We start from the raw sequence: 20780 nt of genomic DNA, 5'->3' as shown, positions 1-20780 counted from the left end.
TAATTTGAAAGCAATTTTTTCTACATTCTGAAAATTCCATACTTAGGATGTTCTGGCTTTATAGAATGATCCGCGTAGAGAGCAATTCCTAAAATCTCCCTCGTTCTCGCCGGATCAATCACGCCGTCATCCCACAATCTTGCAGAAGAATAAATACAAGAAGAACGACTTTCATAATCATCCAAGATCGGTTTTCGAAATGAAAGTTGTTCGGATTCGGTCATTTTCTTTCCTTCTTTTACCAACTGTTCCATCTTTACGGTAAGAAGAACGTTAGCTGCTTGTTCCCCGCCCATCACTGAAATTCTAGAATTCGGCCACATCCACAAAAATCTTGGATTGAATGCACGACCGCACATACCGTAATTCCCCGCTCCGTAGGAACCTCCGATCACAACGGAATATTTCGGAACGATCGAAGTGGAAACCGCATTCACCATCTTGGCGCCGTCTTTTGCGATTCCTGAATTCTCATATTTCTTTCCTACCATAAACCCGGTGATGTTTTGAAGAAATAAAAGAGGAACTCCTCTTTGATTACAGAGTTCGATAAAGTGAGAAGCCTTAAGTGCGCTTTCGCTGAACAAAACACCGTTATTCGCGATGATCCCCACCATCTTTCCGTAAATTTTCGCAAATCCCGTGACAAGGGTAGTTCCATAATACTTTTTGAATTCTTGAAAACGAGATCCATCCACGACTCGCGCGATGATTTCTCTTACGTCATACGACTTACGAACGTCCTTTTGAATGATTCCATAAATTTCTTCCGAAGGATACAACGGTTCTTCCCAACTGATTCCACCCTTTTGAGAAGAATTACCGGCGAAGTGCAAAGTAGAAACGATGTTCCTCGTGATCTCGATTGCGTGCGCGTCGTCTTCCGCGTAGTGATCCGTAACTCCGGAAATCGTACTGTGAACCAAGGCGCCGCCCAATTCTTCCGGAGTTACGATTTCTCCCGTTGCGGCTTTTACAAGAGGTGGTCCTCCGAGAAAGATGGTTCCGTTTCCTTTAACGATTACGGATTCGTCCGACATCGCGGGAATATAAGCGCCGCCCGCCGTACAACTTCCCATCACGACGGATATCTGAGGAATTTTCTGTGCCGAAAGATTCGCTTGGTTATAAAAGATTTTTCCAAAGTGTTCTTTGTCCGGAAAAACTTCGTCTTGCATCGGAAGAAAAGCTCCACCGGAATCGACGAGATAAATACAAGGTAAAGAATTCTGCAGAGCGATCTCTTGCGCCCGGATATGTTTTTTAACCGTGAGAGGATAATAAGTTCCGCCTTTTACGGTCGCGTCGTTTGCGACGATCACACAATCCACTCCGCAGATTCTTCCGATGCCGGTAAGAATTCCGGCGGAAGGAACGCTGTCCGGATAAACACCTTCTCCGGCGAGCGGCGAAAATTCTAAGAATGTGGTTCCCGGATCGATCAGCGCGGCGATCCGTTCTCTCGCGGTGAACTTACCTCTTCCCTTGTGTCTTTGAATCGCTTTTTCACCGCCGCCTAACTCGATTTTACGAATGAGCCCGCGGACCGATTCTACCTTTTGTTTTAGATCTTCAAAATTCTCTTTATACTCCGATGAGGACGTACGTATTTTGGATTCTATAATTTCCATAGAGAACCCTCCGGATTTTTATTTTTTTACTTTTGATTCGTATAGGATACGGATGAGTTCCGTTTCGGATAACGTGAGTTCCCGATTTCTTCTCGCCATAATCTTTCGAGCGTCCCTCAAGAATAAATCGAGAATGTAAGGTTGTCCCGATTCGGCCCAAGTAAACGGAGAAACGTAGCCGCTCACACGAGACGCGACGACGTTCGATCCGAAATCCACGACGGTTCCCGTATTCAACATCACGCCGATCGCGATCTTAGAATAATCAGCGATTACGGATCCGAACTTGATCGAACCGGTGATACATTCGTCGTTCTCTTCCCGAATTTTGACAACCCCATAGTTGTTCTTCAAATCGGAAGTTGTCGCAAGAGCGCCGATGTTTACCCAACTTCCTACAATGGAATGTCCTAAGAATCCTTCGTGATGTTTATTCGTAAAATCGCCTATGAGAGAAGTTCCTACTTCGCCGCCGATTCTACAAGTGGCGCCGATGCTCGTCGCTCCGGTAATTCTCGCGTTATCGATTTGAGAAGTGGGTCCGATATAAACCGGACCTTCTATAAATGAAAAAGAAGTTATCTTTGCATCCTTATCGACGACGATCGGTCCCGAAGTCGTATCAAAAACGACTCCCGGATAAATTACGGCGGACGGGTGAACGTGCAGATGTTTGGATTTGCCGACTACGTGAAAATGATTGGCCTTAACTTTTATCTTTCGAATCCATTTCTGAATCTCTTTACTGAGTCCGAGATCGGACTCGATATTTTTTGCGGTGCCGTCGATCAGATTCCATGGAAGACAAGAATCCGGCGATAAGACCAAATCCACGTCTTTTCCGTCATAAGGAAGCAGTTTAGAATTTCTTTCCAAAAACGCCTGTTGAAAGGCAGGATTGGAATGAATGTAGTAGATCTTCGCGTCCGAATAGAGTTCTTTCGTCCTCTGAATCGTATTCAGAATTCCGTTACGAATCTCGGAAAAAGAACGAATTCGAGTAAGGGATCGTAAACCCGCGGGAACTTCTCTTTCATCGATGAGAATTCTCTGGATCTTCGGCATGATCTTACTCGACGGTTACGGACTTGGCTAAGTTTCTCGGTTGATCCGGAGGACAACCCCTTGCGATCGCGGAATAGTATGCGAGCAATTGAAGAGGAATTACGTTAAGAATCGGACTTAGGATTTCGGAACATTCCGGAATCTCAAAACAATAATCCGAAAGGGCCTTCGCTTCCACGTCTCCCTCAGTCACGATCGAAATGATGATTCCTTTTCTCGCTTTGATTTCCTGAATATTGGAAACCATCTTCGTATAAATTTCGGATTTTGTCGCGATACAAACCACGGGAACTTCGTTTGTGATCAACGCGATCGGTCCGTGTTTGAATTCTCCGCCCGCGTAACCCGATGCGTGGATGTAGGAAATTTCCTTCAGCTTCAGAGCGCCTTCCATCGCAATCGGATGATTGTAAGTTCTTCCTAAAAAGATAAAATCCTTCGCGGTTGTAAAGTGAGAAGACATCTCTTCGATCTTGTTAGCTTGCGCGAGAATCCGGTCGATCTTCGCGGGAAGAAGACGAATCTCTTCGATGAGTTTTTTCTTTTCTTCGTCGCTGATCAACCATTTCAGATTGGCCATATAAATGGAGAATAAAAGAAGATTTAAAACCTGAGCCGTAAAAGCCTTCGTACTTGCGACTCCGATCTCCGGTCCTGCGTCGGTTCGAATATAAGAATCCGATTCTCTCGCGATCGTAGAATTTACGTTGTTCACAAGAGAAATCACTTTGATAAATTTCGCTTTCGCTTCGTGAATGGAAGCTAACGTGTCCGCCGTTTCACCCGACTGGGAAATTCCCATGATAAGGGTATCCCCTTCCACAACCGGATTTCTATAACGAAATTCGGAAGAGGCTTCCGTATCGGTTTGGATCTTTGCGAAATTTTCAAGATAGTGTTTGCCGATCATTCCCGCGTAATAACTGGTTCCCGCGGCTTGGATGATGATACGATTGACTCTGGAAAGAACGTCTTTGTTGAGTTTGATTTCCGGAAAAACGATTTCACCGTTATCTAATATACGTTCTTGTATGATCTTACGAAAGATTCCCGCTTGTTCGTGAATCTCTTTGATCATATAATGAGGATAACCGCCTTTATCGAGGTCTTCCCAACGGAGTTCCTGTTTTTTAAAAACGGGAGTGAGTTCCTTTCCTGAAAAATCGAAAAGTTTGAATTCTTTTTGATTGAAGTAACCCCATTCTCCGGAATTTACGTAGTAAACTTCTTCACAGTTTCTGGTAAGCGGGGAAATGTCGGAAGCCAAGAAGAATTCATCCTTGCCCTTACCGATGAGAAGAGGAGCTCCGTCCTGTCCGAAATATACACGATCCGGTTCCGTTTCAAAAACGGTCGAAATCGCCCATTTCCCGTGGATTTTGCTAAAAAGATCTAAAAACGCGTCGCGATTGGATTTACCGCTTTTTTTGCCTTCTTCTATCAAATGAGGAAGGACTTCCGTATCAGTTAAACTTTGAAAGACGTGACCTTTCTTTTTGAGTTCGTTTTTGAGTTCGAGATAATTTTCAATGATTCCGTTATGCACAACCGCGATCGTAGAATTCGTATCCGTATGCGGGTGAGCGTTGATCTGATTCGGTTCTCCGTGAGTAGCCCAACGAGTATGACCGATTCCGACGTTTCCAGGCGCTGGAAACTCTCTGAGATGCGCTTCGAGATCCTTAATCTTTCCTTTCGCTTTTCTGACCAGGATGTCTCCCTGATCTAAGACCGCAATCCCGGCCGAGTCGTATCCTCTGTATTCTAAGCAGATCAGACCGACGACAAGTACTGATTCCGCATTCTTACTACCGGCATAACCGACAATTCCACACATATCAGGCATTCTCCATAAGTCTTGCCGCACGGTCCAGCAGAGAATTGAGGTCTTTTTTGGTTCGAGCCTCGCCTATCACTCGGATAATCGGTTCCGTGTTCGAAGGCCGGATATGAATCCAAGAATCTTCCGAAGCAAGACGCAAACCGTCCAAAGTCTCTTCGGAATAAGAGGAAAATTCTCCCCTAAATTTGGAATAGATGTCCTGAAGATTTTTTCCCGCAATCTTAAAGCTGGTTTTCTGCATGTGGATCCCAGGCATTTCTTCCAAAAGAGAATCAATCTTCTTTCCGGTTGCGGCCATCACGTTGAGAATATGTGCAATTCCCGAAAGAGAATCTCTTCCAAAAGAAGCGATTTCCGGATCGATCACTCCGCCGTTTCCTTCACCACCAAACACGGATTTGTGGCGAAGCATATCGGAAACCACGTTAGCTTCTCCGACCTTGGAACGAGTTACGGGAACACCGTAAGAGCCGGCGACAAATTCGTTGATAAAACTCGTCGAGAGATTGACGACCATATTCGCTTTTTTTGGAAACTTACCCAGAGTGAGAGAAAGAAAACTCAAAGGAAGAGTGTATTCTTCCGAGATTGCGCCTTTTTTAGGCGTGAGAACGACCAGACGATCCGCGTCCGGATCCAAAGCAAAACCGATATCTGCTCCCGAAGATTTCATCTTTCGAGAAGTTTGTTTGAGGGCTTCCGGGGTCGGTTCCGGAGGTCTTGGGAAGGTTCCGTCCGGGCTACAGTGCAGGAGAATCGGCTTACAACCGAGACGTTCCAGAAGTTCAGGAACGAGAAAACTTCCCGCACCATTGACGGCGTCCACAAGAACCTTGTATTTTTTCTTACGAATTGCGTTTACGTTTACGCGTTTGAGAACGGATTCGATATGTTTTTCACACCATTCTTTCCCAGAAACGATTTTAGAGGCAGGTTTGTACTGGATCGGTCTGTAAGAATGATTGCGAACCGTATCTAAGATCTGTTCCAAATCCGCCGCGCCGGTAAAAAAACCGCCGGGCCCGATAAATTTAAAAGCATTCCAGATAATCGGATTGTGAGAAGCGCTGATCATAATTCCGCCTCCCGCTTTTGAAAGGTTGACCACGGCTTTGACCGTCGGAGTGGGAACGATTCCCAGCTGTAGAACGTCCTTTCCCATCGCCTGCATCAATCCAAGCGCGATATTTTCGATATAAGGACCGGAGGGCCGGGAATCTCGTCCAATTACGATTTTAGATCCTTCGATCCAGGTTCCGAAAGAACGAAGGGCGTCAAAAATGACTTCGGGAGAAAGGCCGGTCGGAATAATCCCGCGAATCCCCGAAACAGAAACCATCAGGTCAGGATGATTGAATACGGGTGATTTAGTATTCATAGAGGTTGGGGTGTTTTCCGGAAGAAAACTATTTGGGCGATGACAGGATCGAACTGCCGACATCCTGCTTGTAAGGCAGGCGCTCTACCAGCTGAGCTAATCGCCCTCTATAATTCCGTTTTTTATGCTGGAGCAGAAGTTGCGTTCAGGCGTTTTGCCATTCTGCTTTTTTTTCTGTCTGCGTTTTTGAAGTGAATCAGGTTTGTTTTTGCAGCTTTGTCCAGAAGAGAGGTATACTCTACAAATAGAGCGGTAGCCGCGTTCTGGTCTTTATCTTTGATGGCTTTCAGAACTTTTTTTGCCTGAGTTCTGAGCCTGGACCGATTCTGAGAATTCGCCGCATTTCTACGTTTTGTTCTCCGAATGTCCTTTTCTGAAGACTTAATATTAGCCAAGGCTTAATACTTCCTATCGAATGAGTGATTCCAGGTTTTCTGTACCTTCCCCTCTGTCAAATGAATTCCTGCAAAATTCCGTACTCCCGACCTCTTTTCCGATCCGTAAGAAATCCCTCCGGAACCGGTTAGAGAGAGGTATAAAAATGCGACAAAATCAGTTTGGAAATATTTTTCTAACGATCTCTTTGGATCCTGGCTTTTTTTCCCGTCTTCAAAAAGAGAACATCGATCTTTCGGAACTTGCAGAACTTGGAATTCGTTTCCTGCAGGATTTTGAGGATTCTGGGAGGTGTTTTTTGACGATGGAACAAAAGAAAGTTTCCGCCTCTTTTATAATTCGAGAAACTTCTTATTTACAAATCTTTGAGTATTGTCTAAATAGATCCCGTTCGATCTATTCAGTAATGGAAGAAATTCTACAAAACACCTATTTGGAATTTTACTTACAACCGGTTCCGAATTTATTCGTTTCTGATAAATCTTTGTATGAGAAAAATTTCATAATTTCCGAGGACGGATCCTTATGATCAAAAGATCCGAATACATCGTCGTCGATTCCATCTCTTCTGTGGATCCAAACGCGCTTTCCTTAGATCAACTCAATCAGAAATTTATCGATAAACAGGGAAATCGATTCGCGCTCAGATTCAATCGAAATACGAGAAGAGCCGAGTTTGTTAGAATTACGCTCGAATCTCCCACAAAAGGCGCGACTCAGATTCACAAACCTTCTTCCGCTCCGGTTCAAAAAAAACAAGGTTCAAAACCGTTAACTCCCGGTATGGGAAAAATTACGCTTCAAGAAATCATCGCAAAGACTCAACAACAGTCTTCGGTTAAAATTCCGAAACCTAACGAATCGCAGATGATCAACGAAGGCGCCGTTCAACAGAGCATCTTCCAAGAACCGGCCTGGGATCAGACAAAGGCAAAGGATAACACAACTCTCGATCTGGGAAGAATGGATCTGAATATCATGGAACATTCTTCCCCATCCGCTTCTTCTTACAAAGAATCCAAAGATTCTTCCTTTAAGATCGAATTCGGTTCCTCTTCTCCCGGAGAAACAAACATCGTTGAAAAAAGAATTTCGGATCTGACAAAGATCAAAGAAAGAATCCATTCCGTTTTGAACAACCTTCAGAATTCTAAAATTTTCGAGATTACGGGCGATCCTTCCGAGAACAAAAACATCATCGGAAATCTAAACCGCGAATTCGATATAGAATTCTTTCAGAAACTGGACAAAATTCTAAACTACCACAAGGAACTGACAACGTATCCGAGATCCGTGAATTACTACACCGCGAAGTATGAATCTTCGAGAAAACAGCTTCTCCAATCCAAAACCTTGGACAGCGAAAAACTCAAATTGGTGACTCTCTGGGAAATGCAGGAGATGATGTTGGGCCTGATTCAAAAACTGAAAAAAATGGTCCTCAACACTCTGAATGTTCTGAACACAAAAAACGACAATCATATCAAACAACTCGCCTACAACCAGCAGCAGATGTTCCGAGATTCGAGAACCGCGCTTCTGTATTGTTCCGAAGATATTTCTTCTTTGCTTATTTCCTTGGAGAGATGGGTCGATACTGAATAGGAGAAATCTCCTATGGAACCGTTACAAAGCGCCGAAATCAAAGCCGTTCTCGAAAAACTCAGAACCGAATATTCCGAAAATTCCAAAAAGAATCCGAAAGCTTTCGACCTGAAAGCTTTCGAATCCAGATTGATGATGATTCTCCAGCAAAAAGGGAATTTGACCCAATTCTTAAAGGAAGAGATTCAATTCTTAGAAACCTTAAAGGCAAAACACAAGGAACTGGAAGACAAAAAACAAGCCGCCAAAGGGGACACGATCAACAAGATCTTGGAAGAGCAGGAAGCGAGGCTCAAAAAATATCAGAGAATCGATTTTCATCCTCTCGCTAAACCGGAAATCCGATATTTTTACGGAGCCATTCTTTCCTTTGCCGAATCCGAACTTCCGGCTTTGATTTATGTTTTTAAGGGAACTCCCGAGTTTTCCGTTTTCAAAGACGCGATCACGATCATTGAAAGAATGGGAATCAGCCGAAGAGGTTTGCCTTCCAATCGTATCAACGAACACGTAAAGGCCCTTCTGGACGCAAACGGGAATCAGAGCGCCATGGAAAAAGACGGGCAAAATATTCTAAAAGAAGTTTGTCTCGCTCTCAAAGGGATTCTCACGTCCGTAAAAGATTGTATGGAGAAAAATCGAGTTTCCGAAACACTCTCGATCAAAATCGATGAGAAAGAATTTCCGAAAGCCGCAGAATCCTATCAGAATTTGGTTTTCGGGATCGCTCTGGAAAAAATAATTGTAAGAGCTGAAACGATTATCCGGGATTTCCGGATGGCCGAGATCACCGGTCTGGGGTAAATATGAAAGTTTCCATCGTCATTCCTTGTTATAATGAAAAAAATACAATTCGCAATATTTTGGAAACCGTCAAAAAGGTTCCGATCAAAAATAAGGAAATCATTCTCGTCGACGATTGTTCCAAAGACGGAACCAGAGATCTTTTACAAACCGCTCCTTTTAAAAAGTTAGCCGATCAGATTATTTTTCACGAAGTCAATCAAGGAAAGGGCGCCGCACTTCGCACCGGTTTCAAAGCTGCGACCGGCAATATCGTGATCGTTCAAGACGCGGACCTGGAATACGATCCGTTTGAAATTCCGGAAGTGATCGATCCGATTTACAAAGGTAAGGCAGACGTCGTGTTTGGAAGTAGATTCTTAGGCGGAAGACCTCACAGAGTCGTGTATTACTGGCATCGTCTGGGAAACATGGTTCTCACCACCCTTTCCAATATGTTTACGAATATCAATCTTACAGATATGGAAACCTGTTACAAAGCCTTCCGAAGAGAAATCATTCAATCGATCGACATCAAGGAAAATCGTTTCGGTTTTGAACCCGAGATTACCGCGAAGGTCGCAAAGATTCCCGACGTTCGGATTTTTGAAGTGGGAATTTCTTACTACGGAAGAACCTACGCGGAAGGGAAGAAGATCGGTTGGAAAGACGGTTTTCGCGCGATTTACTGCATTCTTCGTTACAATCTTTTTCGCTGAAGAAGCGGGCCTTTTCCGGGGTCGGGGTTTTCTCCGGAGTTCCGACCTAAACTTTGAGTTTAAAAACAAGTCCTCCCTTGCATTTTGAAGAATTTAGATTCGTTTTCCAAACAAAGGGGACACCGTGGAATTAGTTTTGCCCGGAGTTCCGACCTTTTCCAGCTTTTAACGTCAATCTCCGGTTTTCTATCCTTTGTGTTTAGAACCTTTTAGAATCGAAAAGCAGTCCTTGAGAAAGTTTTTTCCCGGAGTTCCGACCTGATTTTGAGTCCAAGCCCCTCATCGGTATCGGTCACCGAATTTTAGAATCGAAAAGCCATCACACAAAAGTTTTTCCTCCCACATCGCTTCCACGAAATAAAGGATCCGAATACGAAAAAGCTCTCTCAATGATACCGTTTGTCGGAAAAAGAATTCATCCCGATCTTTCAGTCCAATCGAAAACTCAATTTAGAATTCGTCCAAAAACCTTTCGGAGCGCCGAAAAAGCGAGACGCCGAGTTTCACAAAATGTAGGAACTCCATCGTTTTGATTACGAGCCTACAGAGTGTTTTTTTATACGGTGAATTTTGAGATTTGGGAACAGGTTCTTAGAATTTTCCTTCATGCGATTACTTCGGTGCTCAAATAAAAAATCCTATTTTATTCTTAAAAAAGAATTCACTCTTTGAAAAAAGTTAAAAACAAACTTAGAGTTCGATCCGGAAAAAGTTAGAAGGATACGTCAAATCTCAATTTAAATGTCAGAAGTATATTATAATTTTATAAAATATTAATTCAACTTCGCAAGGACGTATTCTGAAATGCTATTTCAAAAAACCCGAAGCTGTTTCGGGATAAATCTGGGATGCCAATATAAAAATAAAAACGCTCACCGCAATACCCATCGATGCGAGCAAGACGTCTTTCCCCACCTTGCGAAAAGTTTCCAGATACGGTAAATCCCGAAACGTCATAAAGTTAAGAATGATCTCACGACCCGCGAGCATTCCTAAAAAAACCCAAGTCGTGGACATCGGCATTTTGCTCCATTCGTGAAAGACGATCAAAATTGTTCCGTAAACAAGATCGACAATCGTCGCGGCTTTAGACCATTGAATATCCGATTTCTCAGTGACAATTTCCTGTATGGTTCCGCCGTTCGTGTAAAGAATGATTCCAAGAGCGACGATGAGCATCGAGATAGCGAGAGCGAATTCTAAAATAGAAAGTTGTCTCGGAAGATAGATTACGATATTGGCCGCGTCTTGACGAAGCCAAGCGATCCAAAGATAAATCGTAGAAACCCATTGAAACAAAGCCCAACGTTTTTCACTTCTCGGATCGGGAACATGATCTTCCTTGTATTCTCTCGGGTCCAATTTTACGAGGATTCCCCAAACAAGAATCGCAACTCCGAATGCGATCCCATAACCGAAAAAGGACTTTGTCAGCATCTTTTCGATATTGCTTCCGCCGAAAAGTCCCAAGATCAAAAACGTAGTCGAGATAGGAGATTTCAGCCGAGTGATGATGACTAAGATAAGCGGAGCAAGGAGCTGAATCAGGTTGAATTCTCTGACTTCTGGAAAACTTTCCAGTCTTCCGAAATGCACCTGAGATCCGTTAAAGACCCAAGCCCCCAAGAAAATAATCGCGATGGTCCCGCCTAAAACCGCGAGTTTAGGAATCCAATGAACGGTTCTTTTACTTTCTATAAAAGTACCGACCGTTTGTACCGCATCGTTCCCGGCGACGGAAAATGCGCTGATAAAAAAAGCGAACCAACCTAAATAGTAAGACGGAGATCCGAGCTTATAAGCAGTGACCATTAAGATTCCGGCAATTCCCACCAAGGAATAGAATCGAATTTGATCCCGCGTACTTGGATGCTGAAAATCTATTTCATTTTGTTTCATCGGAAGGATATCTTCAGGCTAACGCCTAAAAAGATACTAATAAAACGCCGGAACTCCCGTCAAGGGGGTTCCGGTGCAGTCTGAGAAGGGAATTTTAATCGAGAAAACGTTTTCCGTATTTGGATTCGATGTCGCGAACGTCGAAGAGAATAAAAAAATCGATGGTTTTAAAAACCTTGTCCCAAGATGGAATCCCGCAGATAAGGGAGCCCACTCGAACGTATCCTTTGATCAACGCAGGAATCGTTTTTTGAACCGACTTCATGTCTTCCACAACGTAGTCCGGATCGAAACCGGGAATTTCAAAACCCGGAAGAGGTTTTACGTCGAATTCCTTTCCTGCAAGCGCGTTTTTTTCTTTTAAATACGCGAAAGCTTCGTTAGCAGATTGAGCGTCGGTTTGATGAATCGATCCGCAGCCAAAAAGATAACGGACATCGTGTTTCTTCATATACATTCCTAAACCCGCCCAGAGCATAGAAATAACGGAACCGTCTCTATAGTCGGGGTGAACACAGCTTCTTCCGATCTCCGCCGTTTCCGCATCCAACTCATAAATTTTGGTGATATCAAATTCGTTATCGGAATAAAAACCTATATTCTTCTTAGCTACGCCTCTTCGAAGAATTCGATAGGTCCCAACGATCTTATCGTCGCGATTTTTATCCACAACGATCAGGTGATCGCAGAAGAGATCGTATTCGTCTCTGTCCTTGCGCGTGGCCGCAGATTGAGGAAGCCCCTCCCCTAATTCGAGGTTAAAAACTTCGTAACGAAGCGCTAAGGTTCTCTCAATCTCCAATTGGTTTTCGGCAATGCGAACTTCCAATTTTCGTTCTGTTTTGATCTTGTTATCTACGAAACCTGTTCCCATAGAAGTATCCTTCGGTTTTAGATTGTCCCTATCATATTCGTTCTCGTTACGTTCAGATTACATAGGAAATAAATTCCGATGACTCAAAAGTGATAAAAAGGAGAATAAAATGAGAATTAGATTTTCGAGCATTTTTAACGAATTCTTAGGAAAACTTAAGATTCTCACCAAAAACCGGGCAGAACCTTGCATCTCGATCTTTCTGATAAAGTAAAACGGAGCTTTGGGAGGCAATGTAAGAAAATTAGAATTTCCGGAAAATCATCTCTTTAATGTTTTAAGACGATTTCAAACAAAATTTCCGAATCAATATCGATTTCATCATAGAATGGAGGTGTGATCGAATTCAACAAAGATCAAAAAGAAGAGGAATTGGAGATTCCGAAGAAAAAATCCAAAGAGGTTTTTCTAATTTCGAACGTTCATTCTCCAAGGTTGAAATGAGATTTATTAAGGAATTATAATATTCATATTTTACAATGTGCTCGTTAAATGGAAAAAAACAAAATTCTCACGCTAAAAAATTAGGAGAAGAATCGAAAACGGTTTTCTATTCTTAAATCGACATCGAAATGAAAAACATTCTTGGAAAATCAAGAAGCGAGCTGGACGCGAGACTGAATGTAAGCTTCTATCAAATATTTCGCCTTTGCATCCAAAGAGCCGAATTCAACGCCAAAAAGAGAGGCCTTGGGAGCCTCAACTTTGCGTTTGACCTTTCCCGAGAGTTTGAGGGGATTTCTCCCGGGAAGGGTAAGAATCATTTGAATGGGAGAATGCAAATCACAACCTTCGAATAGGTGAGGCACTTCCACAGCTACGCCGCCGATGCTGATATCCTTTGCATTGAGAATTTCCAGAAAGTTATGCCCCATCAATTGAACTTCAATGACTTCGTTTGCCGCCGGAAAAACTCTCGGAAATTTTCTGTGATCCATACTGACTCTCGCTTCCATTTATGAATTCGACGAAGTCAGATTTTGGATTCAACAGATTTGAATTACAAGTTTTTTTTGAAGCTTTTTATAAAACGAAATCTTTTGCAAAAAGAGGAAAGGAAAGAATCCAAAAGTCATAGCGCCGCTGTTTTCTCAGCAATTCATAACATTGTATCAATAAAAAATCAAAAATAGTCCCAAAGGACTAACCAGATTTTATAAAACCGATCAATCGTCGACTCGAAGAATAGAACTACCGTTGTTCCGACCTTTCCCGGACTTCCATCCGACGATCCATTCAGAAGGGGCTTATTTAGAGGAATGGATCAAGTGATTCAAAGTAGGAATCGGTTTCAGAAATAGCAAAGGATGGTTTCGACTTTCTTTTAGCGTCGAGTAAAAATCGTTTCCAAAGGAGAATAGGTTTTTCGGGAATTAAAATTTTAATTTTTGCAACCGGGGAAACGTGCAAATTCGAACGCCCCTCTGTCTCTAAAAAATCAGGATTCCACAATACTGAGTTTGATCGAATCCAAAATTTTACCGACCTTTTTATCAAACTTTTTGTTAAAGACAAACGGGTTTAAAGTTTTCTCCAGAAATAAAATCATCTCAACGGCTTTCCATTGTACGATCGTTTTATGGTCCTGGATCTTACCGGAATGAAGATACGTGGAAATACCCCGAATCGATTCGTTTTTAAAGTCCCTTCTCAAAGCAAGAAAAAGCGCCTGAGCATCCGGAGTGAGAAAGTGAAATTTTTTCGAAAATAGAACTGCGTCATGAAAATATTCCGGACGAATCACCGCTCCATTCAATCGAAGCGAAAGAATCAAAAAGCCTATAAAGTCGGATATTTGGTGAAAAACTCCCAATCCTGGAACGTCTTGTCCGGGATACAACCGATGTTTATCCGTTGTCGGCGATTTCGGATGACGTGTCTGTAACCAATTTATGATTAAGTATTTTTCCTTAAAAAAGTAATCGTTGATCTCTAATCTATATTCTTGAATACTCAATCGGAGGTGGAGAAGAATTTCTTTCTCCGAAATCAAAACGAGTCTTTGAAAGTCCTGGCCCATTCCCGAAATTTCAAGTTGGACCTTATCGTATCCTTTTTTATGAATTTCGGGAAGTATTCCGGTTATATCCAATAATTCTAATATATTTTCGCTGGTTAAGGAATGGAAAAGAATTCCTTCTTGAAAAGAAGAAGTGGAATCGTCTATAGCGGCGGATAAGAATTCATCGTAAACAAAATCAAAAAATCTGGGGTTATTATAACTCGATTTAGCCATGAAAAGAATAGAAGATCGTTCGGAATCGATCCCTTTTTTCCTGATTCTATCAGGATCTTTTAGAACCTCTTTTTTTCAAGGAGAATCCCTTTAGGCAAAAAGAATGATTCTCGGCCTTCCGAAGAATGTCGGTTTAATTATAAAACCGCCTTCAATACCGCGCTCGCAGCTTCCACCTGCGGATAGTGTCCAATTTCCTTCAATTCAACGATATCGGCTTTCGGCGATAATTCCTTGTAACGCTCCACCAAATGCGCTCCGCTCACCGGATCGGCCATTCCGTTAATCATTCGAATCGGAATCGGCGAGTTGAGAATCGCGCCTACCCATCTCTCTCGATAGATTTTTCTTTCCTGAATATATCGAATCAAAAGGTGAGCAATTTTAGTTCCTCCATCGGAAGAAACCAAATCCCAAAACCGATCCAACTCATCCTGAGACGGCTTGCTCTTTGCTCCAAAGACGGCGGAAAAACTTTTTTGAAATGATTTTCGGTTCATAAGTCTGGAAAGAATCCATCCGATCGGGCTGTGTAAAAGTTTTTGAATCAAACGTGGCCGATGGGATTCGGGGAAAATTCCTCCATTGAGTAAGATCATTCGTTTGATCTTGAGTCCTTTTTTTTGGGATTTTTTCCTTTCGATAAATCTCGCCAACAATTCTTGAGCTACCGTATCCCCCAAATCATGTGCAAGAATACTGACTTCAAAAATTCCTCTTTCGGCTAACAATGATTCGATGATATCGGCCTGTAAAAAAATGCTGTAGTCGATCGAAGGTTTCGAAGAAAATCCGAAGCCTAACAAATCGGAGGAGATCAATTTGTATTTTTTCGTAAGCGGTTTCCATATTTTTTCCCAGTCAAGGGAGGCCGTAGGAAAACCGTGGATCAGAAGAAGACGTTCTCCCTTCCCTTCCCTTCCTCTTTAAAAAAAATTTTCCAGTCTTGATACGAATAAAAAGAACCGGATTGTTTCCATTCTTCCAGAGTCATGAGAACTCCTATTTGATTCCGTTAACGACTGTTATAGATCGTCTGAATTTGTGAAGCCGAAAGCGCAGTTTGGTAATAAATTCTCAACTCGTCCATCGAACCTACGTAAAGTTGACTCGCGTCTCTTCTAAATCTTCCTATGTTTGCGTCCGCTGAATTTGCCGCCGCAGTCGGAGTGGATACGATATTGCCTGTTTGAACCGAGACAGAGTCGAGATACATGATCACATTTGGATTTGCGCCGGGATTGTAAACACACGCTACGTGATGCCATCCCCCCGAAATGGAACCGAGCCAGATGACCGCTTCCGAAACTGCGGTTTCTCTCCAAGACCCCACACGAAGCCCGGAGTTACTTGCGGAGAAATCAAAAATCACGTTTGGGTTTGCGTCGTTGTTTTGAGATTTATCGAAAATCGTTCCTAAGTTCGCCGTATCCGGTTGCACCCATGCGCTGATGGAAATCGCCTGAGCTCCCGAAAAGTGAAAGTTTTGCGGTAGGGAATCCGGAATCGAAATGTACTCAAAAGTGGGAAAGGCTCCGTATCCGAGTCGGATCGCATTGCCGCGCACTCCGGTTACAAATGGAGAACCGAAATTGCCGGAAACAAACCCGCGATTCCCGTTACCGGAAGAATCGTTAAAGGTTAGATTTTCGAATTGAGAAAACAAAGACATACCGGGTGGATTGTTTACTCCGGTCCCTTGTAAGTTTATACTGATGGGGGATAAACTCCCGCCGGGTTGCAACGTAAGAATCGCCGTTTTTGTGCCTAAGGAAGAACTGTTAAAATAAATTTCGGTTGTGATCGAAGATCCATTCGCAATAGTTCCGTTAGGCGAGCTGGTAAGAATAAAGTCCGAGGAATTTGTTCCGGAAATTGTTATAAAGTTCGCGGAAGGAACTTCAAACATACTTCCCGAAGAATTTGTAATTGTGATTGTTGCGTTCGGAGATTTGAATCCGCTTAAAACCGATTGAAAGTTATATGTGAATCCGTCCGAAACATTCGTCTGATTGATGGACAAACCGATCGGGCCGGAAGAACCGCTCGAACGAGCCAACCCTATCAAAGAAAACTCAGGCGTGGAAGCCGACTCCAAACCGTATTGACAGGATACAAGCGTCAATATGGAAACTAAGAAAAATACATTGAATCGAATCAACAAAGTTATTTTCCATTTCATAAGTTTCGCATAAGATCCAAAGATCATTCCACGCAGTCGAATTTTTTCAGATATTAGAATTGAATCTAATACCGAAAATAAAACGACTTGAATTGTTAAACGAATTCTATTAAAAAAGAATCAAAAAGACAATCATTATATGAGGTTATATTCCTTTTTTTAGATTCTTTTCCATGAGAATCTTCTCTTAGTAAGTAAACCAAGATTCGATTCCCGGATTTCTCGACGGGGATGGGACAAGGTTTTAGTTCCCTTCCAAGTTCGAAAGGAGATCAAAGATTGAATCGGTCCGTAATTCTTCGTAAATTTTCCGCTGAAATTTCCAAACCCTTTTTGCAAAGGTCAAATCACCTTCCGCCATATTCTTAAAAAGGGCGCTTGCGTTCTGGAGGGGATTTAACCTTTTTTTTAAAAGAATATAGAGAAGATAAGCGGATAAGGAGGCCGTCAAAAAACCTGCAAAAGTCTTTTTCTAAATTCATCTCGATCCTTTCCCTCGGGAATTTTTCCATAACCGGCTTTCATATTATCTTTCAAATGCGAGAGTTTGGAAGTCGCGGGTATCGCGCAGGTGACCGCAGTGTGGGAAAGGATAAATTTTAAAAAAGCGTGTCCGAAAGTTTCACAATCCCATTCTTTGAAATAATCCGGAAGATCTTTTCCACGAACTCTTCGGAAAAGTTCCCCTTCCTCGAAAGGACGATTGATCAAAACCGCAATACCGTTCGATTCGGCAAAGGGAAGAATTCTTTCTTCCGCTTCCCGTGTTACGATCGAATAAGGAACTTGCAAAAAATCTATAGGTTCCGATTTCGCAATTCTTTCCATTTCGGAAAACGCGGAAGACACGTAATGAGTCAAACCGATGTAACGAATCTTTCCCCTTTCCTTAAAGGAACTTAACGTTTTGAGATGAGTCTGCGTATCGAGTAAATTATGAATTTGGAATAGATCGATCGTATCGGTTTTCAATTTTTGAAACGAGGAATTGATCTGAATTTTTCCGGCGCTCTCCCCTCTGGTCCAGACCTTGGTTGCATAAAATATTTTCCTTCTATATTCTTCCTGCAATTCAGAGGTTAACACTCCAACTGTTTCTTCCGATCTTCCATACATAGGAGAAGAATCCACGACGGTTCCACCGTGGTTCAGAAATTCTTTCCAAACTTCTCGTAAGTTTTTGAGTTCGGAAGAATCACTAGAAATGTCCATCGTCTGCCAAGTTCCTAATCCGATCGCAGGAATCGTTTCTCCGGTTTTGGGGACGATTCTGTGCAACATTTGGGGACCTTCTTTCGCAAATAATTCGAAAAACTCTTTTTTAAATCCGGCGACGGCGACAAACGCCGCACCGAAACGTTTTAAGAATTGAAGCCGTGAAATTGATTTCATCGCCAAGTTCTATCTTCTTTTATTTGGATAAAGAAAAGATCGACAAACTCGATAACGCCGTCATCCTTTTTATGCGTGAAAGAGGCTACGACACATAATTATCTCTGTACACAGTAAAGATTCAATATATAATCGCATGCATAAGCCCCACCGCTATCGATATAACTCGTTGCAGCCGACGTATCCGCCACCAAAGCATAATTAGGCGCTCCAGTCCCAATCGTCCAAGACGAACACGTATTTCCCGTAAAAGGCACCCAAGGAGGGCCTTTGGAAATCCCGGTATAAACTATGACCTGAATTAGATTTATGCTATTTTCGAATGTGCCCGGGAGCTCGGAGTTTGCATTTGTGATGCCGATTCTCAGATTGGAATTTTCAAAGGAATAATACGAAGTATTCGGATAGAGTATCCAATTCGTCGTCAAGTTTCTCGTTCCGTTTTCGGCCATTATCAATGCCTTATAGGTAGAACCCGATGATACTCCCGGAGCATTCCTCGCGATGGCATCGTTAGCGCATCGCGCATCCGCTCCTCCAACCCCGCCCAAGTTTCCCGTAGTAGTGCCGGATAAAAACAAAGCACATCCGGAACTCGTCGTCGAGCAAGGCGCTACTCCCGGATTTGTTGCGTTGGAAATAGTATTTTGATTCACAGTTGCATCAACCCCCGAAAGAAGTAAAAGTAGAGAATTACTCTGATCGGAACTTTTCGATTCCGACGTAACCAACGTTGTGATTACCGGCCAAGCCGTACAAGAAAATAGAACCGAGGGACAAAACAAAAACGCGAAGTAGAACTCCCGTTTCCAAATCATAAATTTAATCTGATTAAACATATAAAATCACCAAAACAAAAACAAGTATGATTCGTCTATTTTTTGCGAATATATTCAATTTTTCTAATCTTATCCTTTGCGATTTCCTGAATCTCTCCCTTTCTTTCCATCTGAATCGTATGAGCGGTTTGATTGAGTATGTTTCCGTTCAGAATACTTCCGTTTCTAAAGATAATTCTCGTTGTATAGTTTTCCGTCGAATCCTCCTCGGATTCGATTTTCTTTTTGGAAAGGGCATCGTCGTCTTTTCCTTTTAAAACTTGAATTTCAATTCTTCGATTGAGAGAGGAGGCCCGTTCATCGAGACCTCGGATCATCGGCTTCTTGGATCCGAGACCTTTGATTTCCATTCTGGAAGAATCGATTCCTTTCGAGATCAAAAACATCTTTGTTGCGGACGCTCTTTCCAGGGAAAGGTCGTCGTTTCTTTTTTGATTTCCGTTGAGATCCGTATGACCTAAGATCAATATTCTAAGATTTGAATTTTCTTTTAAATATTTTGACAACTCGTCCAATATGATATGAGACTCGTTTAGAATCTGATCCGAGTTCGAATTAAAATGAACTCCTTTTAAAATCATAGAACCCGATTTTTGAATCGATGTGAAATCCAATCTTGGACGAAAACATTCCACTTCCACACTTCTGGTATCATAGATACCGCCCAAAAGAATATGAATCACAAAGTCGGAAATACTTCTGAAAATCCTAAAATTTTCGATTCCTTCCGAACACTCTGCCTTTGAATGACTTCCTTCAAAATATCCGAGAATGTAACTTCTGGAAGTGGACTTTACTCCCTTGATCGATTCTCCCAAACGCGGGGATTTGAGAGGAATTACGATGGTCTGATGACAATTCAAGATTAAGGAAAAGAATCCGATGCAGATTCCCCATAAGAAAAGATCGTTTCCGTTTTTTTGGTTTATTCTTAACATCGTCTCAATGACAAAAAATTTCTAATGAACGAGGGGAATAGATTCCTAACGTTATTTGTTCGAAAACCACATTAGCAAAAGAAGAATATTGATGAATCTCTTTGATTCCTCTTTCCGGACAAACGTTTGCTTCCTCGTATTCTATCTTACGAGGAAGTAACCCCATTAAGTAATAATTTTGTTTTAGAAGAATTCGTTCTTTTTTTGACTCCGTTTTCTTTTTCTGATTCACGATCGGAGAAAGTTCGACTCTCGCGTGTTGACAAAAATAAAAAGAAACGGATAAAAACATTATAAATATATAATGTATAAAAGTTTTGATTTTTATATTTTTCATCATCTTTGTACACAATATAGAAGCAAAAAGGTATCACAGGAAAAGGAGCCGCCGGCGTCGATTTCCTGATTCGGCGCATTGCTGATGCCGATCCATCCGGAAACTAAGTTTGTAGCATCGGTCGTCGCAATTTGCAAGTTTCCGTTATTCAGACTTCGATAAACCGTGTTGGGATAAAGCACCCAAGAGTTAGCCAAATTTCGGGTTCCATTTTCAGTCATAATCAGAGCCTTATAACCTGCCGGATCTCCGGGAGCTCCTTGCAAAAAGGCGTCATTCGCACAGAATGTATCCGCGCCGCTGATACCTCCTAAATTTCCTCTTGTGACCGAAGATAATAGGAGAGCGCAACCCGCCGTTTCGCAAGTCGATGTCGAAACGATTGGAGTTGTGTTATTGGCGGATTCGGATCCTCCGCCGCCGTTTGGAAGTAGAAGAAATAGTGCAAGAATCGGGAAAGGATCGGAATTCCCGGATTTGGACGAAACGGCTACTGTAAGAATCGGCCAAATCGTACAAGAAGCCAGAGGAAACAGAGCAACTAACATCGAAAATGCGGATCGATTTAGAAATTCTGAATTTCTCTGCCGGAAGAAATAGCGGGGACTATTCATAGTATCCAGCTGTAAGCCGCTCGTTCCTATATCAAGGTCGATTCTGAAT

At 42.3% G+C, this 20780-nt stretch carries 19 protein-coding genes, 1 tRNA gene and 1 pseudogene; 4 read left to right on the top strand and 17 right to left on the bottom strand.

Going from position 1 to position 20780, the window contains the following annotated elements; all coding sequences use genetic code 11:
* Positions 1-20: 20 nt before the first annotated feature.
* The 6 genes from JWG44_RS07255 to rpsT all read right to left on the bottom strand — a co-directional run bounded on the left by JWG44_RS07255 (position 21) and on the right by rpsT (position 6312).
* Entirely contained in the window at positions 21-1631 is a 1611-nt protein-coding gene (locus tag JWG44_RS07255) for a carboxyl transferase domain-containing protein (RefSeq protein ID WP_205274285.1), read from the bottom strand.
* Positions 1632-1649: 18 nt separating this feature from the next.
* The gene (locus JWG44_RS07250) at positions 1650-2696 is read right to left on the bottom strand and encodes a GlmU family protein (RefSeq protein ID WP_205274284.1); all 1047 of its coding nucleotides are present in this window, start codon (positions 2694-2696) and stop codon (positions 1650-1652) included.
* A 4-nt stretch (positions 2697-2700) separates the two neighbouring features.
* Entirely contained in the window at positions 2701-4533 is a 1833-nt protein-coding gene (gene glmS, locus JWG44_RS07245; RefSeq protein WP_205274283.1) for a glutamine--fructose-6-phosphate transaminase (isomerizing), read from the bottom strand.
* 1 nt (position 4534) lies between these two features.
* Complete coding sequence (gene glmM / locus JWG44_RS07240; RefSeq protein WP_205274282.1) at positions 4535-5917, bottom strand: phosphoglucosamine mutase; 1383 nt, start codon at positions 5915-5917, stop codon at positions 4535-4537.
* Between the two features lie 33 nt (positions 5918-5950).
* Positions 5951-6023 (bottom strand) — tRNA-Val (locus JWG44_RS07235).
* Between the two features lie 16 nt (positions 6024-6039).
* On the bottom strand, positions 6040-6312 hold the full coding sequence (rpsT, locus tag JWG44_RS07230) for a 30S ribosomal protein S20 (RefSeq protein ID WP_205274281.1): 273 nt from the start codon (positions 6310-6312) through the stop codon (positions 6040-6042).
* A gap of 146 nt (positions 6313-6458) precedes the next feature.
* On the opposite strand from rpsT, the gene JWG44_RS22245 reads away from it, so the two are divergent.
* The 4 genes from JWG44_RS22245 to JWG44_RS07215 are packed head-to-tail and all read left to right on the top strand — an operon-like array spanning position 6459 to position 9420.
* Positions 6459-6842: a hypothetical protein gene (locus JWG44_RS22245; RefSeq protein WP_408611901.1), complete on the top strand. Its 384-nt coding sequence runs from the start codon at positions 6459-6461 to the stop codon at positions 6840-6842.
* Complete coding sequence (locus tag JWG44_RS07225; RefSeq protein ID WP_205274280.1) at positions 6839-7918, top strand: LIC_10450 family protein; 1080 nt, start codon at positions 6839-6841, stop codon at positions 7916-7918. Before JWG44_RS22245 ends, JWG44_RS07225 begins: the two co-directional genes overlap by 4 nt.
* Before the next feature lie 12 nt (positions 7919-7930).
* Complete coding sequence (locus JWG44_RS07220) at positions 7931-8722, top strand: hypothetical protein (RefSeq protein ID WP_205274279.1); 792 nt, start codon at positions 7931-7933, stop codon at positions 8720-8722.
* Positions 8723-8724: 2 nt separating this feature from the next.
* Positions 8725-9420: a glycosyltransferase family 2 protein gene (locus tag JWG44_RS07215; protein ID WP_205274278.1), complete on the top strand. Its 696-nt coding sequence runs from the start codon at positions 8725-8727 to the stop codon at positions 9418-9420.
* A gap of 807 nt (positions 9421-10227) precedes the next feature.
* Here the strand turns inward: JWG44_RS07215 and JWG44_RS07210 are convergent.
* The 11 genes and pseudogenes from JWG44_RS07210 to JWG44_RS07160 all read right to left on the bottom strand — a co-directional run bounded on the left by JWG44_RS07210 (position 10228) and on the right by JWG44_RS07160 (position 20665).
* Complete coding sequence (locus tag JWG44_RS07210; protein WP_205274277.1) at positions 10228-11319, bottom strand: hypothetical protein; 1092 nt, start codon at positions 11317-11319, stop codon at positions 10228-10230.
* A 94-nt stretch (positions 11320-11413) separates the two neighbouring features.
* Positions 11414-12193, bottom strand: coding sequence for a GNAT family N-acetyltransferase (locus JWG44_RS07205; protein ID WP_205274276.1), 780 nt, complete (start codon positions 12191-12193; stop codon positions 11414-11416).
* Positions 12194-12786: 593 nt separating this feature from the next.
* Positions 12787-13131: a PilZ domain-containing protein gene (locus JWG44_RS07200; RefSeq protein WP_205274275.1), complete on the bottom strand. Its 345-nt coding sequence runs from the start codon at positions 13129-13131 to the stop codon at positions 12787-12789.
* A gap of 500 nt (positions 13132-13631) precedes the next feature.
* Complete coding sequence (locus JWG44_RS07195; protein WP_205274274.1) at positions 13632-14429, bottom strand: histone deacetylase; 798 nt, start codon at positions 14427-14429, stop codon at positions 13632-13634.
* A 137-nt stretch (positions 14430-14566) separates the two neighbouring features.
* Positions 14567-15423 (bottom strand): annotated as a pseudogene (locus tag JWG44_RS07190) (alpha/beta fold hydrolase).
* Between the two features lie 21 nt (positions 15424-15444).
* Positions 15445-16611: a LamG-like jellyroll fold domain-containing protein gene (locus JWG44_RS07185; protein WP_205274273.1), complete on the bottom strand. Its 1167-nt coding sequence runs from the start codon at positions 16609-16611 to the stop codon at positions 15445-15447.
* Between the two features lie 447 nt (positions 16612-17058).
* A complete protein-coding gene (locus JWG44_RS07180) occupies positions 17059-18003 on the bottom strand; it encodes an aldo/keto reductase (protein WP_205274272.1) in 945 nt (314 codons plus the stop codon).
* 98 nt (positions 18004-18101) lie between these two features.
* Positions 18102-18659, bottom strand: a complete 558-nt coding sequence (locus tag JWG44_RS07175; RefSeq protein ID WP_205274271.1) for a DUF1554 domain-containing protein — start codon at positions 18657-18659, stop codon at positions 18102-18104.
* Between the two features lie 218 nt (positions 18660-18877).
* Positions 18878-19780, bottom strand: a complete 903-nt coding sequence (locus tag JWG44_RS07170; protein WP_205274270.1) for an OmpA family protein — start codon at positions 19778-19780, stop codon at positions 18878-18880.
* 4 nt (positions 19781-19784) lie between these two features.
* Positions 19785-20072, bottom strand: a complete 288-nt coding sequence (locus JWG44_RS07165; protein ID WP_205274269.1) for a Bor/Iss family lipoprotein — start codon at positions 20070-20072, stop codon at positions 19785-19787.
* Positions 20073-20116: 44 nt separating this feature from the next.
* A complete protein-coding gene (locus JWG44_RS07160; protein WP_205274268.1) occupies positions 20117-20665 on the bottom strand; it encodes a DUF1554 domain-containing protein in 549 nt (182 codons plus the stop codon).
* Positions 20666-20780: the final 115 nt, after the last annotated feature.

Source organism: Leptospira ainazelensis (genome assembly GCF_016918785.1).
In the GTDB taxonomy this organism is placed as follows: Bacteria; Spirochaetota; Leptospiria; order Leptospirales; family Leptospiraceae; genus Leptospira; species Leptospira ainazelensis.
This window is presented reverse-complemented; position numbering and strand designations above follow the sequence as displayed.

Bases quoted from the DNA above. Each gene is read 5' to 3' on its own strand.
- JWG44_RS07180 (WP_205274272.1), bottom strand. From the start codon at position 18,003: ATGAAATCAATTTCACGGCTTCAATTCTTAAAACGTTTCGGTGCGGCG.
- JWG44_RS07200 (WP_205274275.1), bottom strand. From the start codon at position 13,131: ATGGATCACAGAAAATTTCCGAGAGTTTTTCCGGCGGCAAACGAAGTC.
- JWG44_RS07215 (WP_205274278.1), top strand. From the start codon at position 8,725: ATGAAAGTTTCCATCGTCATTCCTTGTTATAATGAAAAAAATACAATT.
- JWG44_RS22245 (WP_408611901.1), top strand. From the start codon at position 6,459: ATGCGACAAAATCAGTTTGGAAATATTTTTCTAACGATCTCTTTGGAT.
- JWG44_RS07220 (WP_205274279.1), top strand. From the start codon at position 7,931: ATGGAACCGTTACAAAGCGCCGAAATCAAAGCCGTTCTCGAAAAACTC.
- glmM (WP_205274282.1), bottom strand. From the start codon at position 5,917: ATGAATACTAAATCACCCGTATTCAATCATCCTGACCTGATGGTTTCT.
- JWG44_RS07205 (WP_205274276.1), bottom strand. From the start codon at position 12,193: ATGGGAACAGGTTTCGTAGATAACAAGATCAAAACAGAACGAAAATTG.
- JWG44_RS07160 (WP_205274268.1), bottom strand. From the start codon at position 20,665: ATGTTAGTTGCTCTGTTTCCTCTGGCTTCTTGTACGATTTGGCCGATT.
- JWG44_RS07170 (WP_205274270.1), bottom strand. From the start codon at position 19,780: ATGTTAAGAATAAACCAAAAAAACGGAAACGATCTTTTCTTATGGGGA.
- JWG44_RS07195 (WP_205274274.1), bottom strand. From the start codon at position 14,429: ATGGCTAAATCGAGTTATAATAACCCCAGATTTTTTGATTTTGTTTAC.
- JWG44_RS07210 (WP_205274277.1), bottom strand. From the start codon at position 11,319: ATGAAACAAAATGAAATAGATTTTCAGCATCCAAGTACGCGGGATCAA.
- JWG44_RS07250 (WP_205274284.1), bottom strand. From the start codon at position 2,696: ATGCCGAAGATCCAGAGAATTCTCATCGATGAAAGAGAAGTTCCCGCG.
- JWG44_RS07255 (WP_205274285.1), bottom strand. From the start codon at position 1,631: ATGGAAATTATAGAATCCAAAATACGTACGTCCTCATCGGAGTATAAA.
- JWG44_RS07165 (WP_205274269.1), bottom strand. From the start codon at position 20,072: ATGTTTTTATCCGTTTCTTTTTATTTTTGTCAACACGCGAGAGTCGAA.
- glmS (WP_205274283.1), bottom strand. From the start codon at position 4,533: ATGTGTGGAATTGTCGGTTATGCCGGTAGTAAGAATGCGGAATCAGTA.
- JWG44_RS07225 (WP_205274280.1), top strand. From the start codon at position 6,839: ATGATCAAAAGATCCGAATACATCGTCGTCGATTCCATCTCTTCTGTG.
- JWG44_RS07185 (WP_205274273.1), bottom strand. From the start codon at position 16,611: ATGAAATGGAAAATAACTTTGTTGATTCGATTCAATGTATTTTTCTTA.